The sequence below is a fragment of the Nocardia sp. SYP-A9097 genome (assembly GCF_009649815.1).
Taxonomy (GTDB): domain Bacteria; phylum Actinomycetota; class Actinomycetes; order Mycobacteriales; family Mycobacteriaceae; genus Nocardia.
In genome coordinates, this window is sequence record NZ_WJIC01000011.1 from 40653 (window position 1) to 56336 (window position 15684).

General features: G+C 65.1%; 17 protein-coding genes. 8 read left to right on the top strand and 9 right to left on the bottom strand.

Annotated elements, in window-relative coordinates; all coding sequences use genetic code 11:
* Positions 1-7: 7 nt before the first annotated feature.
* The 6 genes from GFY24_RS22250 to tnpA all read right to left on the bottom strand — a co-directional run bounded on the left by GFY24_RS22250 (position 8) and on the right by tnpA (position 6321).
* On the bottom strand, positions 8-1036 hold the full coding sequence (locus tag GFY24_RS22250; RefSeq protein WP_153807026.1) for a S1C family serine protease: 1029 nt from the start codon (positions 1034-1036) through the stop codon (positions 8-10).
* A gap of 125 nt (positions 1037-1161) precedes the next feature.
* Positions 1162-1623 (bottom strand): phage tail protein, encoded by a 462-nt coding sequence (locus GFY24_RS22255; protein ID WP_309231176.1) that lies wholly within the window; start codon positions 1621-1623, stop codon positions 1162-1164.
* A 284-nt stretch (positions 1624-1907) separates the two neighbouring features.
* Positions 1908-2711 (bottom strand): alpha/beta fold hydrolase, encoded by an 804-nt coding sequence (locus GFY24_RS22260; RefSeq protein ID WP_153807027.1) that lies wholly within the window; start codon positions 2709-2711, stop codon positions 1908-1910.
* Between the two features lie 138 nt (positions 2712-2849).
* Positions 2850-4247 carry a TldD/PmbA family protein gene (locus GFY24_RS22265; protein ID WP_309231212.1) on the bottom strand — a complete coding sequence of 466 codons (1398 nt, stop codon included), beginning with the start codon at positions 4245-4247 and terminating at the stop codon, positions 2850-2852.
* Positions 4248-4268: 21 nt separating this feature from the next.
* Positions 4269-5795, bottom strand: coding sequence for a TldD/PmbA family protein (locus GFY24_RS22270; RefSeq protein ID WP_375336079.1), 1527 nt, complete (start codon positions 5793-5795; stop codon positions 4269-4271).
* Positions 5796-5892: 97 nt separating this feature from the next.
* Positions 5893-6321, bottom strand: a complete 429-nt coding sequence (gene tnpA / locus GFY24_RS22275; protein WP_153807028.1) for an IS200/IS605 family transposase — start codon at positions 6319-6321, stop codon at positions 5893-5895.
* 196 nt (positions 6322-6517) lie between these two features.
* Here tnpA and GFY24_RS22280 point away from each other — a divergent pair, with 196 nt between their 5' ends.
* Together GFY24_RS22280 and GFY24_RS42170 are read left to right on the top strand one after the other, a co-directional pair.
* On the top strand, positions 6518-7501 hold the full coding sequence (locus GFY24_RS22280; RefSeq protein ID WP_228566555.1) for a transposase: 984 nt from the start codon (positions 6518-6520) through the stop codon (positions 7499-7501).
* Positions 7502-7730: 229 nt separating this feature from the next.
* Complete coding sequence (locus GFY24_RS42170) at positions 7731-8666, top strand: helix-turn-helix domain-containing protein (protein ID WP_309231178.1); 936 nt, start codon at positions 7731-7733, stop codon at positions 8664-8666.
* A 34-nt stretch (positions 8667-8700) separates the two neighbouring features.
* Here the strand turns inward: GFY24_RS42170 and GFY24_RS22290 are convergent, their stop codons facing one another.
* Together GFY24_RS22290 and GFY24_RS22295 are read right to left on the bottom strand one after the other, a co-directional pair.
* Positions 8701-9468 (bottom strand): TSUP family transporter, encoded by a 768-nt coding sequence (locus GFY24_RS22290; RefSeq protein ID WP_153807029.1) that lies wholly within the window; start codon positions 9466-9468, stop codon positions 8701-8703.
* A gap of 72 nt (positions 9469-9540) precedes the next feature.
* A complete protein-coding gene (locus GFY24_RS22295; RefSeq protein ID WP_153807030.1) occupies positions 9541-9825 on the bottom strand; it encodes a hypothetical protein in 285 nt (94 codons plus the stop codon).
* Positions 9826-10484: 659 nt separating this feature from the next.
* Between GFY24_RS22295 and GFY24_RS42175 the strand changes: the two genes are divergently transcribed.
* From GFY24_RS42175 to GFY24_RS22315, 4 genes are read left to right on the top strand one after another with little or no spacing between them, the layout of a single operon-like run.
* Positions 10485-11324 carry a helix-turn-helix transcriptional regulator gene (locus GFY24_RS42175; protein ID WP_228566556.1) on the top strand — a complete coding sequence of 280 codons (840 nt, stop codon included), beginning with the start codon at positions 10485-10487 and terminating at the stop codon, positions 11322-11324.
* A complete protein-coding gene (locus tag GFY24_RS42180) occupies positions 11321-11515 on the top strand; it encodes a DUF397 domain-containing protein (protein ID WP_309231179.1) in 195 nt (64 codons plus the stop codon). Before GFY24_RS42175 ends, GFY24_RS42180 begins: the two co-directional genes overlap by 4 nt.
* Positions 11516-11573: 58 nt before the next feature.
* Positions 11574-12740, top strand: coding sequence for a sensor histidine kinase (locus GFY24_RS22310; protein ID WP_153807032.1), 1167 nt, complete (start codon positions 11574-11576; stop codon positions 12738-12740).
* Positions 12741-12767: 27 nt separating this feature from the next.
* On the top strand, positions 12768-13430 hold the full coding sequence (locus GFY24_RS22315; RefSeq protein ID WP_309231180.1) for a response regulator transcription factor: 663 nt from the start codon (positions 12768-12770) through the stop codon (positions 13428-13430).
* 232 nt (positions 13431-13662) lie between these two features.
* Here the strand turns inward: GFY24_RS22315 and GFY24_RS22320 are convergent, their stop codons facing one another.
* Positions 13663-14055 carry a hypothetical protein gene (locus GFY24_RS22320; protein WP_153807033.1) on the bottom strand — a complete coding sequence of 131 codons (393 nt, stop codon included), beginning with the start codon at positions 14053-14055 and terminating at the stop codon, positions 13663-13665.
* Between the two features lie 253 nt (positions 14056-14308).
* On the opposite strand from GFY24_RS22320, the gene GFY24_RS22325 reads away from it, so the two are divergent.
* Positions 14309-14803: an FxsA family protein gene (locus GFY24_RS22325; RefSeq protein ID WP_153807034.1), complete on the top strand. Its 495-nt coding sequence runs from the start codon at positions 14309-14311 to the stop codon at positions 14801-14803.
* 66 nt (positions 14804-14869) lie between these two features.
* Positions 14870-15652, top strand: a complete 783-nt coding sequence (locus GFY24_RS22330) for an alpha/beta fold hydrolase (RefSeq protein ID WP_153807035.1) — start codon at positions 14870-14872, stop codon at positions 15650-15652.
* Positions 15653-15684 lie beyond the last annotated feature (32 nt).

Below are 15684 nucleotides of genomic sequence, written 5' to 3' on the forward strand. Positions count from 1 at the left end.
AACCCGTTCAGTCGGTGGTCAATTCGACCGGGACGGCGATCACATCGACCATCGCGCCATTGCGCAGCACCGTCACCGGGAGTGAGCGGCCGATGGCCTCGTCGAAGAGGTGACGCTGAATGCCCTGGGCGTCACGGACTTCCCGGCGCGCAACGGTCAGCACGAGGTCACCGCGGCGCAGTCCGGCGTGCTCGGCCGGACCGCCGCGCACCACATCCACAATCCGCAATCCGGCATCCTGCCCGGTGCGGGCGGCCACGGCCGCGGGCAATGGCGCGGGCACACCCACTATGCCGAGGTAGGCGCGGCGCACCCGGCCCTCGTGCAGCAGGGTGGTGATAATGCGCCGGGTGGTGATGTTGATCGGAATCGCCAAGCCCAGCCCGATTCCCGCCACGGCGGTATTGATCCCGACCACCCGCCCCGTCGAATCCGCCAGCGCCCCACCGGAATTCCCCGGATTCAACGCCGCATCGGTTTGGATCACGTCCTCGATGACCCGCGCCGTGCGGCTATTGCCGACCGGCACCGATCGGCCCAGTGCGCTGACCACGCCCGCCGTCACCGATCCGGCCAGCCCCAGCGGGCTGCCGATCGCGACCACCAATTGTCCGACGACCAGGTGATCGGCATCGCCCATCGTCACCGCGGCGGGCGCACCGCCGCGCGCCCGCAGCACCGCCAGATCCGAGAGCGGATCCACCCCGATCACATCGAATCTCGACTCCACGCCGTCCGCGAAGACGACCACGCCGTTCTGGGCCGCACCGACCACATGCGCATTGGTGAGCAGGAAGCCGTCATCGGTGAAGGCGACCGCGGACCCGCCGCCGCGCCGGGTCTGCACGCTCGCCACATGCGGTGTCACCGCCCGCGCCACCCCGATCACGGCGCGCGAATACGCGTCCAGTGCGGATTCCGGTGCGGAGGAGTCGTTTTCGGCCGCCGCCGTACCGGACTCGAGACTCTCGCCGGATTGTTGCCGAGCGTCCCCGTCCGGGCTCTCGATCGGCGAGAGGGCTGATTCGTCGGCCATGGAGACCACCACCCGATTACATGATTACGTTGCCTGCTCCCAGCATGCCTGGGCAACGGCGCGGTGGCACTCTTTTCGCTCGGGGCGCAATGCGATCGGGTCGGGCGCGCACGCCGGAACCGGGGTCAGTACTCGCCCTTGATGACGAAGTAGGAGCCGCGGATGGTCCCGGCCAACTTCGACTTCTGCCGGGCGAACTTGAACGAGGAAAGCTCCTCCGGGACTTCCATCCCGTCGGAGAGTTTGAACCCGACCGCCCGCTTCTTGCCGTCGTCGACGGTATACATCACATTGATCGACAGACCATCCTCGTAGAACACGTACGCCATGCGAATGTCCTCGACCTGGAAGCCCGTAGCCTCGAGCGGGCGAGCGGCAATCACAATCCCACGCTCGTCCTCGAGAATCCGGCTGACCCAGTCGACGGTCTCCTTCGCCTTGTCGGCGGGCTCCACCGTGAAAACATGGTCGTACTTGTTCTTGAAGTACCGGGCCTCGTTCGCCCGCAGTCCCGCCAGGGCATCCGAGACCGGCGACGATTCCAAGCCGACGGTGGAGACAGTCTTGAAGTCCACGACATAGGTCACAGCGAACTCCTCAGCAAGTCAGTCGTTAGCGTTCCATACCAACCGAACACTACAACGCGACACTTCACTTTCCGCGACACCGAGCAGCCGATGTCGACCCGGATCCATCCGGCGGACCGTCATGAAACTTCTCCTTACGATTCGGTACAGCCCATTCTGGCCGGATCGATCGGTTCAGGCGCCCCTGACACCCGGCCCGCCGCCGGATCAGCTCCCGCGTCACTACAGGCGCATCGGACGAGAGGATCAGGGAGTGCGAAATGCCTTGGCGTGGTGGGTTTATGTCAGCGGGCGAGGAAGTTTTTCAGGGTGGAGGTGAAGAGGCGGGGCTTTACCTGGCGGGTTTGGCCGGGGAGTTCGGCGTAGTAGGCGGTTGGGATCGCGTGGGCGAGTGCGGTGTTGCCGTTGCGCATCCATTGGGGGCTTTTGGAGCCGGCGAAGACGGTGGTGGGGGCGGTGATGTAGGTGTAGCGGTCCGAGGGGATGGGGTTGCCGTCCAGGGCATCGGCGAGGAAGTGGTTGTCGTAGGGGAGGGTGTGGGCGGTTTTCTTCAGTTTGGTCCAGCCGGGCATGAGGGGGAACAGGGCCGCTACGGGGGCTGGTACGCCTACGCCGGTGTGCATGAAGTATTTGATTGCGGCGCCGCGCTTTTCGGCGGTGATCAGGTCGCGCAGGTGTTGGTGGTAGTCGGCGGGGACCGGTTTGCGTGCGTCGTCGGTGATGAGGGGGAATTCGTAGAGGCCCAGCTTGTCGACGTCCAGGCCGCGCCGCACGGCCTCCAGGACGAGTGGTACGCCGGTGGAGAAGGCGCAGATGCTCACGGGGGCACCGGCTTCGGCGGCGACCGAGGCGAGGTCCTCGATTTCGCATTGCGGATCGTAGGGCTGGGTGTCGCCGCTCTCCCCACGCCCGCGGCGATCGTAGGTGTAGACGGTGTAACTGTCCGAGAGTTCCTTTGCCACCGGGGTGCTGGGCCCCACGGCTCGGTGGCAGAACGCGCCGTCGACCAGCAGGACGGCGGGGCCGTCGCCGATCTTGTCGTAGGCGATGACGGTGCCGTCCTTGGAGATCACGGTCGAGGTGGTCATGGTGGGTCGGTCCTTCGGGTGCAGGCGGTCGGTAGCCGAAGGAATCATCGCGTGGCGGAGCGGATTCGGCGGTGTTCTGGCGTGTTGCGGGTGGTGTGCCCGCGCGTCGTTCGCGTGTCGCGCGGGCCGGAGGAGGGACTAGGTGGCCTGGCTCACCGAGGACATGTGGAAGTCCGGGATTCGCAAGGCGGGCATGGAGGTTCGGGTGAACCAGTCCTTCCACTCGCGCGGCAGGGTGATCTCGCTGCGGCCCGCCTCGCTCACCCGGCGCAGGAGATCCAGGGGGGATTCGTTGAAGCGGAAGTTGTTGACGGCGGCGGTGACTCGACCGTTCTCCACCAGGTACACCCCATCGCGGGTGAGTCCCGTCAGCAGCAGGGTTGCCGGATCCACCTCACGGATATACCAGAGGCAGGTCAGCAGCAGTCCGCGTTCGGTGCGCGCGATCATCTCCTCCAGGGACGCGTCCGAACCGCCTGTCATGAGCAGGTTTTCGCCGGGAACCGCGACGGTGGCATCGAATTCGTCAGCCGTCGCGCGGGGGTACACCAGCGATTCGATCACGCCGTCGCGCACCCAATCGGCGCGCTGCGCGGTGAGACCGTTGTCGAACACCGACAGCGACTCCGAGGACGCGGGGGTGGCCACGAACGGCCGATACTCCAGCCCGGCCGCACTCGGATCCGAGTACAGGGTGAGCGGAATATCGGTGAGCCGCTCCCCGATTCGCGTTCCGCCCGCCCGCGAGAAGGCGGTGTGCCCCTCGTGCGCGCCGCGGCCCTCCATCGACCACGCCATATAAATCATGAGATCCGCGACCGCCGATGGCGGCAGCAGCGTCTCATAGCGCCCGGCGGGCAGGTCCACCCGCCGCTTGCTCCAATCCAGTCGCCGGGACAGTTCGGCGAGCAGCCCGGGTACATCGACATCCTGGAAGTCGGTGGTACCCGCGCCGACCCACGCGCTCGCCAGCTCCGCGCCGGTGCCGCGTTTACCGTTGATCTCCACCGATCCGGTCGGCTGCACCCAGCGCCGCCGGATTCCGGTGGAGGTGCCCAGCCAGGTCGAGTGCATCTGATGATGCGCGAACCCGTACAGCTGATCGGCGCCGTCGAAGCCGGGCGCGAGATCGCGTGCCAGCTCGGCGAATACGGCGATATCGGTGGTTCCGGGCTCGCCGTCCCAATCCAGCATGGCGTCCAGGGTGGTCTTGTCCACGGTCTGGGGATCCAGCAGCGGCATGGCATCGCGCGCCGGTTCGGCGGTGCGCGCGGCCTCCTCGCTGGCGCGCACCACATATTCGATCTCGGCCGGATCCACACTCGTGGAGCTCACGCTGCCGACGCGCGCGGCACCGGACGCATCCCGGAACACCGACACCACCGCCCAGTCCCGCGCGACCGAGGAACCATTGGTGGTCATGGAGTTTCCGGCCCAGCGCAGGGACGCCTCATGCGCGTCGGTGACGATCACCATGGCCTCATCGGCGCGCGAGGACCGCAGCGCGCGTTCGACGACCTCGGGGGCGGGGAGCACACTCACCGTGTCGGTCCTTTCCTACTGTCCGGCTTCGGCGCGGGTATTGAGAATATTGATGCCGCGCACCAGAACCGACGGGCAACCGTGCGAGACCGCCGCCACCTGACCGGGCTGCGCCTTACCGCAATTGAACGCACCACCCAGCACCCAGGTGGATGGTCCGCCGACCGCCTCCATCGAACCCCAGAAGTCGGTGGTGGTGGCCTGGTAGGCGACATCGCGCAACTGCCCGGCGAGTTCGCCATTGCGAATCCGGAAGAACCGCTGCCCGGTGAATTGGAAGTTGTAGCGCTGCATATCGATCGACCAGGACTTGTCGCCGACGATATAGATACCGTTCTCGACCCGGGAGATGAGTTCGGCGGTGCTGGTGTCACGTGTCGGATCGGGTTGCAGGGACACATTCGCCATGCGCTGGATCGGAACATGGTGTGCCGAATCGGCATACGAGCAACCGTTCGAGCGCTCGAGGCCCAGCCGCGGCGCGAAGACACGATCGAGTTGATAGCCGACCAGGGTGCCGTCGCGCACCAGGTCCCACTGCTGCCCGGCCACGCCCTCATCGTCCCAGCCGACGCTGGCCAGCCCGTGCTCCTGGGTGCGGTCACCGGTGACATGCATGATCGGCGTGCCGTAGCGCAGCGTGCCCAGTTTGTCCGGGGTGGCGAAGGAGGTTCCGGCATAGGCGGATTCGTAGCCGATCGCCCGGTCGTATTCGGTGGCGTGGCCGATGGATTCGTGAATGGTCAACCACAGATTGGTGGGATCGATGACCAGATCGGTGGGTCCGGCGGTGACGGTCGGGGCCTTGACCTTCTCGGCGAGCCACTCCGGGATCCGCGCGAGTTCGCCGTTCCAGTCCCAGGTTCCGTCCGCGCCGGTGACGTACTCCCAGCCGCGACCGGCCGGGGCGGCGAGGGTGCGCATGGTCTCGAACACGCCCGCCGACGGATCGACGGTAATGGCCTCGAACTGCGGATACAGCCGCACCCGCTGCTGGGTGATGCGCGAGCCGAACGAATCGGCGTAGAAGGTCTGCTCCTTGACCTGCAGCACATCGGCCGTCACGTGATCCACGCCGTCGGAGGCTTTGAGCCGCTCCGAATAGTCCAGCAGCAGTGCGACTTTCTCCGGTGTCGGCACGGCGAAGGGGTCGATGTCATAGGCCGACACGTACTCGACGCCGGCATAGCGCGGCTCCGCGGCGAGCTCGACACGCTCGCGATTCAACCCGCGCAGAGTGCTGGCGACTCGCACCGCACGCCGTGCCACTTCCACCGCCGACTCCGGCGTCAAATCGGCATGCGATGCGAAACCCCAGGTGCCATCGACGATCACGCGCACCGCGAAGCCCAGATCGGTACTGTCGCGCACGGATTCGACGCGCCCGTCCCGCAATCGAATGGACTGCTGCGCGAGGCGATGCACCCGCAGATCCGCGTACTCGGCCCCCGCCGCGCGCGCCGCCGACAGCGCGGCATCCGACAGCGCACTCAGGGGCAGTGCGCGGAACTCCTCGTCCACGACCTTGGTTGCGATGCTCACCCGCACCACGCTAGAGGGTCGCGCACCGCAGGTTCAACATTGGGTTTCGCAAGGAATCCTGGCTCTTCAGGGCTCGGGATGAATTGCGGACCGGACGCTAGTCCGGTCGTTTCTGATTCTCGATGTACTCCTTGACCACCGCGAGCGGTGGCCCACCGCACGAACCTGCGAAGTATGAGGGGGACCAGAAGTGGTTTCCCCACATGTACTTTCGGATGTGGTCGGGGAACTCCTGCCGTAACCGGCGCGCGGAGACCCCTTTGAGGCTGCCCGCGAGGGTAGACAACTTGACCTGCGGGGGATAGTGCACGAGCAGGTGTACGTGATCGGTTTCGCCGTTGAACTCGCGTAGGTCCGCCTTGAAGTCCGTACACACACTCCGCATCACCTCCTCGCAGCGGGCGAGAATCTCGTCGGTGAACGGCCCGCGCCGATATTTCGGGACAAAGACCAAATGCGCATGAAGGTCGTAAACAACGCTTCTTCCTCTGCGTAAGTTCGGTTCTGAAACCCATCGAGGTGACATAGACAGATGCTATCGTGGAGGGGTGAAGCTGGTTGTGCCAGTCAAGTTGCTCCCCACCCTGGGGCAGACTGAGGCACTCGCAGAGACTCTCCGCGCGGCGAACACAGCGGCGACCTGGCTCGCACGGTAAGCGCAGGACGCTACGAAACGCGGTCGTGCTGACCTGCAACGCGAGCATTACCAACGGATAAAAGCCATGGACATGTCGGCACAACCTGCGCTGCATGTGATCCGCAAGGTCGCCGACGCCTACAAGACCAGGGCAGCGAACCTGAAAGCCGGAAACTACGGGCCGAAAGACTCCCGCAGGCGAGAGCGGGTCGAAGCCACCCCGATCAGCTTCCGACCGACCGCGGCGCAGCCCTACGACGACCGTTGCCTGTCATGGCAATACGGCCAGCGGACCGTCTCCATCTGGACCACCAGCGGGCGGTTGAGGAACGTCCGTTACACCGGTTCCGTGGATCATTTGAAGACTGTCGAGCTGTACCGGCAAGGCGAATCTGATCTCGTGTTCCGGGACGGGATGTGGTTCCTGTACGCGACGTGCGAGATCCCTGCACCTGATATCACCGATCCGGGAGGCTGGATCGGAGTGGACCTCGGCCTCACGAACCTTGCCACCACCAACACCGGGTATCGGGCAGCGGCGCGCGGTCTGCGACGCCACCGCGAACAGCAGCGTGCGCTGCGCGCGAAGCTCCAGGCGAAGGGGACGAAAGCCGCGAAGCGTGTCCTGAAACGGCGGCGGCGCAAGGAAGCCCGCCGAGCAACCGATGTGAACCACTGTATTTCGAAACGCATTGTGGTCGAGGCGCAACGCACCGGGCACGGTATCGGGTTGGAATCACTGACTGGTATTCGTGAGCGGGTACGGCTACGCAAGCCCCAACGGGCCGCGCTGCACAGCTGGGGGTTCGCTCAGCTCGGCGGGTTTATCAAGTACAAGGCCCGGCGCATGGGTGTGGTGGTGGTGTTCGTGGACGCCGCTTACACCTCGCAGACCTGCCGAAGATGCGGGTACGTGGACCGGAAGAACCGGCCCACCCAAGACCGATTCTGTTGTCGTTCGTGCGGTTTCGTTGAACACGCGGACGTGAACGCTTCCCATAACATCGCCGCCCGTGCGGCGAAGGAGTGGGAACGCGGGGCCGAGTCAACGGCCTCTACGCTCTCGTAGCGTTGGACGTAGCCCGCCACCCGACCGCCAGTCGGGTTGTGGAGTTGCCAGCCCGGCTCTTTGCGGCCAGGTAGTTGACGAACGCGCTGCGGCACAATGAAATTCACACCCCGCAAACTGGCACACGCTGCAATAATGCGCGAAGTGCCAAGAAGCACACCGCGAAACGCGCGCGACAAGCCCAGTACATACCGGGTTTTCCTCGCGTAATGCCGTAGGGTCTGCCCGCGTGCCGCCATCAGCGCTCCGCGACCGCAAACGAGAACGCACCCGCCGTGCCCTCTACGAGGCCGCCGTCGAATTGTTCGAGAGCCGAGGTTATGAGGCGACCACCGTCGCCGATATCGCCGCCGCCGCCGAGGTCGGCACTCGAACATTCTTCAACTACTTCGCCAGCAAAGAGGAACTCCTCTTCCCCGAACCCGATGATCGGGTGACCTCGGCCGCGCGGGCCATCGCCAACCGCCGCCCGGACGAGCGCCCCGTCGAGGTCCTACTACGTGCTTTACGCGCGGCCGGGGACAATCCCGGCGATCACCTCGGTGACACCCTGCCCGCGCGCATCGCGGTGATCCGCGCCCAGGTTTCGCGCACCGTGCCCGCGGTGAGCGGACGCGCCGCGTACGCCCAGCTCGCCGCGCAACAGGACATCGCCAAACATCTGTGCACCGCGTTCCCGGAGGAACTCGACGAGGTCGGTGCCGCCGCCCTCGTCGGCGCGGTGATCGGCGCGGTCTCGGGTGCGCTCACCGTGCTGTTCCAAACCGGTGCCATCGGCGATCCCGAACTGCTGCAACGCAGAATCCAGGAAACCACGTCAAAGGTGCTGGCCCCCTGGCTGACCGCGCCGGCACCGGCCTCGGTGGCGAGCGCGGACCCCGATGCGAGCCATTCGCACGCCATGGCGGCTGCCCCGCGCGCCGAGGAGTCGCGCGGCTCGGAACCGGCCCGCCGCACCGATATTCCGGTCCGGCACCTGGGCGCTGCGGTACTGCGGCGCAGCCCCGAGCCGAGCCATCAGATTCCGACCGGTGCGTGTGTGAACGCGGAATCCCAGGCGACCGCGGGCGCGGAGAACGGCGAATCGGGCTGGCGAAGCAGCACTTCGGAGGCCGACCCGGAGTCGAGCTCCGACCTACGTGTGCGTGAGGACGCGCTGGCCTAGCCGCCGCCTCGGCTGACCGCACACCGGTTGGCGATCAGGCGAACTGCTGCCAGCCGAGGCGAATCACCATGGCCACCACCACAACCAGCAACACGATCCGTACAAAACCCGCGCCCTTGGCCAGGGCCATGCGCGAACCCACAATGGATCCGGCCACATTCGCGACCGCCATGGACAAACCGAGTGCCCACAGCACATGTCCGGTGGATGCCAGGAAGATCAGTGATCCGAGATTCGACCCGCAGTTGATCACCTTCGCCATGGCCGCCGCGCGCACGAATTCGGTGCCGAGCATCGTGGCGAAGGTGATGATCAGAAATGTCCCGGTGCCCGGGCCGAGCACGCCGTCATAGAGCCCGATCAACCCGGCGGCCAGGCCCACCACCAGCAATGTCTTGCGCCGAGTCGGCGGATGCGTGGCCATGGTGACACCCACCGACGGCCGCAGCGTCACGAAGATCGCCACCCCGATCAACACCACCATGACGATCGGAATGAAGTACTTCCGATCGATCAACGCCACCAGCGCCGACCCGCACGCCGCCGCGATCGCGGCGATCACCGCCCCCGGAATCAGCAACTTCCACCGCATCGGCACCCTGCGCGCGAAGGTGATCACCGCCGCCGTCGTCCCCGAGAACGCCGCAATCTTGTTGGTCCCCAACGCCGTCTGCGGTGCCAGCCCCGGTAACACCACGAATAGTGTCGGCAATACGATCAACCCACCGCCACCGACTACGGCATCCACCCACCCCGCGGCGGTAGCCGCAGTCAGCAAGACCGACCAGTCTCCAACATCCATCCCGCGACCCAAGCAGACCGGTCACCCGCGAGCAAACCTCGTCCAGGGGAGTCGACCCGGCGGTCTTCGGAGTCAATAGCGGTCCGGGAACTTGATGAGCGCCTCGCCGTTCGGGTTCGAGAGTTCTTCGAGGATGGCTTTCGCGGCCAGGAGCCGGACGCACGGAGGCGTGTGGTCGCGGTGCAGGATCGTCGATTCGAAGGCGGCGCCCGGGGTCATGGGGGTCGCGCTGATCGAGCAGTCCTGGAGTTCGGATTTGTCGCCGGTCCATGCTTTGTAGGCGGTTTCCAGTTCGGGTGTCAGGAAGCTGAGTTCCCCCATTTCCTCGGGGTACCCGCGGGAGTTGGTGGTATCCATGGAAAGTCGCCCCTTCACATGTATCGGACGGCGGGCCGTATGCACCCGGCCTCGATGAGGGTGAGCTTTGCTTGCGCCTTTCTCGCGCAGTTCTGCACCAGGCACTCCAGGTGTAACTGTATTTCGCGATGTGCCTGCCGAATATCCATTTCGGGTATGGCGGTGTGCTCGGCGACAGCGAATATGTGTGTCATCGAACAACTCCCGGGTTTCGTCGCGGCCCTCGGTTCGCACGGCCCCGGTGCCGCCCCGCTGGACATCCGCTCGCGCGCGGGACCTCGCAGTACCCGCCGCTGAGCAGCGCGAGCCGGTACATGTCCGGAGCTCTATTGTGGCGGTGGATATCCCAGCCGGTCCACGCAATCGCGAAAATGGACAAAAGGAACATTGTCAGTAGCGTCCAACTCTCCCAATTCATTTCGGTGTCCCTCGCTCGAGTGGTCGGGTTGTGTACCGAGCGACCGGTTTCGAATCTCCTTGCGCCGCTTGGTGCTATCTGTAAGTAGACACCGAAATGCGTTGAAATAAACAGTTCACAGCAGACAATCGATGAAATACAATGGCTGTCCAGCATGAACATGTTCACGGTCAACTGGACAGGATAGCGAGGCTAAGAAATGAGTGGCTCGACAAGCTCTCGCAGAACATTCGGAAGGCTCATGCGAGATCATCGGGAGGGAGCGGGAAAGACCAAACTCGCTGCTGGGCTACATCTGGACGTTTCGCATCAAAAGATCATGCGTCTGGAGTCCGGACAGACGGTCAGGATCAGCACGCCCCAGATTCAGGCGCTGCTCGACTTCTACGCCGTGCCGCCGGGAGAGCAGGAGCGCGCACTCAAGAGCTGGGCAAGCGCCAAAGCTGAGACCAAGGACGGCAAGGGTTTCTGGCAGGCGTATGCGGATCAGTACGAGCCGCACATGCCGCACTACCTGAGCCTCGAGGCGAACGCCGGTCGGGTTACAACACACCAACTTGTGCTGGTTCCCGGACTGTTGCAGACCTCCGACTACAAGCGAGCAATCGTGCGGATCGACGATCCGGAGCTGTCGATCGTGGACACCGAACGTCGGGTAGAACTGACCACCCGCCGGCAAGCGCGTCTGGATGACGACTCGTTCCGGATCGACGCATACATTTCGGAGGCGGTGCTCCGGAACCAACCGGGTAGCCCGGATGTCATGTCCCAGCAACTGTATTGGCTCGCCGAGGTAGGGGCGCGGCCCGGCATAAATATTCGGGTGATTCCGTTCGGGGTGGGTCCGCATCGGGGGCTGACGATCCTGTCGTTCACGCTGCTGGAGTTCCCGCGGCTGGACAGCGGTCTGATCGAACCGCCCGTGGTGTACCTCGAAGGTGCCTTCGGCGCGCTGTACCACGAACAGTCCGATGTGCTCGACCTCTATCGTCAAGCGATCGACGCCCTGGGCGCTGTAGCGTTGACCGAAGACGACACCAGAGACGTGTTGTTGAGAGTTGCGAAGGAGTACTCGGCGTGAACAGTCATCCGCCCGAACGAGTTTGGTTCAAATCCAGCCGCAGTGAAGGCTCGAAGCAGTGCGTGGAAGTCTTCCTCGGTGATGGGCTTGTCGGGGTTCGCGACTCCAAAGACGACGGCACGGGGCCGGAGCTGTGGTTCCCGGACGACGTCTGGACGAGCTTCCTCGAGAGCGGCATCTGGAAGGCATAACCCTCCGGGGCACGACCGCATCGGAATTGCGGTGCGGGCGTGACTCTAGGGTGGGGGGATGCGTCGGTTCAGTCTGTGGCTGCGGGGGAAGCCGTTCATCGCCGATTCGATTCTGGCGCTGGGGCTGCTGACGATCGACGTGCTCGCGGTGGGCGAGAGCCGGCACAAGGTCACGTATCTGGTGCTGGGCGTGGTGCTGGTGTTGCCGATCATCTTCCGGCGGACCTATCCGCGCGGTGCGGCGATTGTGCTGTTGCTGCTCTCGATGGGGACGAGCGTGGTGCACGGCCTGGTCGGTGATTCGGCCGTGCACCCGGCGCTGCTCGGGCTCGGGGTCATGCTGTACACGCTGGTCGCGTATGTGGGCCGCCGCGAAGGACTTTGGTTCGTGGGCGCAATGGTGCTCGACACCGTCCTGTCGTACAGCATGATCGGGAAACCGTCGGTGACCGATATCCCGTTCAATGCGCTGTTCTACGCACTGTGCTGGACCTTTGCCGAATTCGTCGGCGCCCGCCACGCCTACGACAATGAGGTCGCCGCCCGGCTGGCCGTCGCCGACTACGACCGCGAGCGCCGCGCCCACGATGCCGTGGCCGCCGAACGCACCCGTATCGCTCGCGAACTGCACGATGTGGTCGCGCACGCGGTGAGCGTCATGATCGTGCAGGCCGACGGTGCCCGCTACGCGCTACCCCGGGACCCGGACATCGCCGCGAAAGCTCTCGGGATCATCGCGGGCACCGGCCGGGACGCACTGCGCGAACTGCGCCGCACGGTGGAGTTGCTGCGACTCGAGCATGCGCCGGAACAACTTCCGCAGCACGGCACCGCCGGTATCGCGAAAGTGGTGCAGATGATGCGTGATACGGGATTGCACGTCACCCTCGAACTCAGTGGCGAGCTCGATACCCTCAGTCCCGAGGCCAGTCTCGGTATTCACCGCATCGTGCAGGAATCGCTGACCAACACCCTCCGGCACGCCGGACCGGACCCGCGCGCCCAGGTTCGCATCTGCCGCGGCGAGACCGATGTGCGCCTCGACATCGTCGATTCGGGTGGCGCGCCGGCACCGGGCAATCGGATCGAGGGCAGCGGTCTGGGGCTGGTGGGTATGCGCGAACGCGTCGCGGTACTCGGCGGCACCCTCACCACCGGCCGCACCGGCACCGGCGGCTGGGCGGTACACGCGAGCATTCCGCTGGACCGCACCGCCGGTGAGTGAGTTTGCCGGGCAGCTAGATTGGTGCCCGTGCCGATCACCGTTCTCGTAGTCGACGACCAGGAACTCATGCGCGCGGGGCTGAAGATGGTGCTCGGCGCCCACCCGGACATCGAGGTGGTGGGGGAGGCCGACAATGGCGCGACGGCGATCATCCGCGCCGCCGAACTGCGCCCGGATGTGGTGCTCATGGATGTGCGCATGCCGGTCACCGACGGCGTCACCGCGACCGCCCGCATTATCGAATCCGGTTGCGGCAGCAGTGTTCTGGTCATGACCACTTTCGACCTCGACGAGCACGCCCTGGGTGCGCTGCGCGCCGGAGCCAGTGGCTTCCTGCTCAAGGACACCCCGCCCGAAGACCTCATCTCCGCCATCCGCAGCGTCGCCGCCGGAGACGCCGTCGTCTCCCCGAAGGTCACCAAACGCCTCCTGGATCGTCTCATCGCCGACGATCCGGCCGCCGGACGCGATCCGGCCATCCTCGATGTCCTGACCGCTCGTGAACGCGAAGTCCTCGAAAACATTGCCGGGGGCCGCTCCAACGCCGAGATCGCCGCCGTCCTCTTCCTCTCCGAGGCCACGGTGAAAACCCATGTCGGCCGCGTCCTGACCAAACTCGGCCTCCGCGACCGGGTCCAAGCGGTGGTCCTCGCCTACGAAACCGGTCTGGTCCGCCCCGGCAGCGCCTGATTCGGGACGGTATTCGATCGCTGAAAGAATTGTCCGATGCCGGCACTGATATTTGCCGAATAATTCATTTCCGAGATCGCCCGCCGGTACTTTCCGGTCATCTCATCGTCGTATAGCCGAAAACGCCGGCGGGCACTCAACGCAATGCGCTGAGGGCCCTGGGCGGACTCGCCGGTGTGCGCGGATGGCGCCCCGCGGTGATTTCGACTTTCACCTCACCGGAAAGTCGCGATCAGATGGTGAACGGAATTCCCGGCCCGGCACCGGGGTTGTTCGCGGAGGCATTCATGTACAGGGTGCCGGCGTCCGCGCTGTCGTTGAATTCGACAGTGATGTCATGATTACCGGCCGCCAAGCCGCCGACGGCGAAATGGGCGGTCCCGCTGCCCTTTCCATCGGTGGCGAACGCCGCACCGGCGGCCACGGGGGGCTTCCCGTCGAGCTTGTAGTAGATATTGAACGGCTTGCTGGGCAGGTTGGTCGCCTCGAGGTGCACGACCACATGGACCGTGGGGCCGTTGACCCAGACGAACACGGGGCTATTGATGACATCGTTCGATTGGTTGTGCGGGTAGGCGACCCAGGGCTGCATGAGCTGCGAGGTGACGGGAGGTACCATAGCCATTTATTTCTCTTTTCACTCATTGGCAAGCAATTACGAGGATAGCCGCATATATATGTAATTACTTCGGGTATCGACCCATCGGATACAAGAGCAACATTTATACACACGCACTCTTCACATCGGAGGAAGAATTCCGAATGCCGACCGGTCGCATTTGCGTCCCGCGCACCCCTGGGGTGTGACCCACGCCGCATCGGGGAGAAGAATCGGGAACTCGGGCGTTGTACCGGTAGATCGCCGAAAGGATCGTCCGATGCCCGCACTGCTGTTCGCCACGTACTTCATCGCCGAGATCGCCACACTGGTGCTGTTCGGGCACCTCATCGGCGTATTTCCCACGATCCTGCTGCTCATAGCCGGGTCGGCCGCCGGCCTGATACTGGTCCGCTCGCAGGGCCGCCGCGTCTTCGAGGGCTTCCGGCGCGCGTCGCGGGGTGAGCTCGAGCCCAGTACCGCGGTCGCGGATGGCGCGCTGGTCGGCGTCGGCGCGGTGCTCATGTTCGTGCCGGGTCTGCTCACCTCGATGCTCGGTCTGCTGGCGCTGGTGCCGTTCACGCGATTCCTGCTCCGCCCGATCGTGGCCGCTTTCGCCGCGCGCAGGCTGGCCCGGGTGGCCACCGCGGTCGGCTCGTACGGGTACCGCAATGTGGTGATCGATCCCGATGGTGAGGTCATCGACGCCAGCGTGGTCACCGAGTACTACGACGACGGTCAGGGCGATGCCCGCCGCATGATCGACCCACGCTGACCCTCGCATAGGCTGATCGCGCCGGCACGGCATTCCCGCTCCGAACAGTCGAAGGGCCGATACCTCATGTCCAGCCAGACCACGGTGCGCAATGGCGCGGTCACTCTGCCGGTCACCCGCTCCGGGGCCGGCCCCGCACTCGTCTTCATCAATGGCGCGGGCGCGACACAGGCCGCGTGGAAGCAGGTCGTCGCCGAACTGCACGGATTCGAGACCATCACCTTCGATCCGCGCGGGCACGGAAAGGCTTCCACCGCAACGTCTTACAAGGTCGCGGACTTCGAATCCGATATGCGGGCGGTACTGACCTCGCTCGCGGTGCGGCGGCCGATCCTGATCGGCTGGTCTCTCGGCGCGGATCTCGCGCTCGAGTACGCGGCCACGCATCCGGGCGAGGTCGCGGGACTGGTCCTGCTCGACGGCGCGGCACCGATTCAGCAGTCACTGATCGAGGATCCGAAGAAGATCCGGGAATCGTTCAACAGCCTCGGCACCAAATTCGCCATGCTCCTGGTACGCATGACCGCACACGGTTACGCCATGCCGGGCAAGGCATTCGCCGATCTCACCATCGAGGTCGATCAGCGCAGGCAGAAACTACTGGACACCTACCGGGGGCTCGACTGCCCGGTCACCATGCTGCTGGCCACGAATACCGCACACGGCAACGATGCCCAGTCCGCCAAGGTGAATCGCACCTGGCGTGAAGGCGGCGAAGTTCTCCAGGCCGCGGTCCCGAGCATCGAGGTGCACTGGCTCGAAGGCGATCACAAACTGCCCTTCACCCATCCCGGGGAAATCGCGCGCGCCATCGAAGCCCTCGCCGCGAAGGTCCAGCCCGCCGAATAACCCGCCTCACCCGCGCCCGAATGTGATGCACG

Coding starts and splice junctions, on each gene's coding strand:
- GFY24_RS22310 (WP_153807032.1), top strand. CDS start 11,574: ATGCGTCGGTTCAGTCTGTGGCTGCGGGGGAAGCCGTTCATCGCCGAT.
- GFY24_RS22250 (WP_153807026.1), bottom strand. CDS start 1,036: ATGGCCGACGAATCAGCCCTCTCGCCGATCGAGAGCCCGGACGGGGAC.
- GFY24_RS22295 (WP_153807030.1), bottom strand. CDS start 9,825: ATGGATACCACCAACTCCCGCGGGTACCCCGAGGAAATGGGGGAACTC.
- GFY24_RS42175 (WP_228566556.1), top strand. CDS start 10,485: ATGCGAGATCATCGGGAGGGAGCGGGAAAGACCAAACTCGCTGCTGGG.
- GFY24_RS22320 (WP_153807033.1), bottom strand. CDS start 14,055: ATGGCTATGGTACCTCCCGTCACCTCGCAGCTCATGCAGCCCTGGGTC.
- tnpA (WP_153807028.1), bottom strand. CDS start 6,321: ATGTCACCTCGATGGGTTTCAGAACCGAACTTACGCAGAGGAAGAAGC.
- GFY24_RS22260 (WP_153807027.1), bottom strand. CDS start 2,711: ATGACCACCTCGACCGTGATCTCCAAGGACGGCACCGTCATCGCCTAC.
- GFY24_RS22330 (WP_153807035.1), top strand. CDS start 14,870: ATGTCCAGCCAGACCACGGTGCGCAATGGCGCGGTCACTCTGCCGGTC.
- GFY24_RS22325 (WP_153807034.1), top strand. CDS start 14,309: ATGCCCGCACTGCTGTTCGCCACGTACTTCATCGCCGAGATCGCCACA.
- GFY24_RS22290 (WP_153807029.1), bottom strand. CDS start 9,468: ATGGATGTTGGAGACTGGTCGGTCTTGCTGACTGCGGCTACCGCCGCG.
- GFY24_RS22280 (WP_228566555.1), top strand. CDS start 6,518: ATGGACATGTCGGCACAACCTGCGCTGCATGTGATCCGCAAGGTCGCC.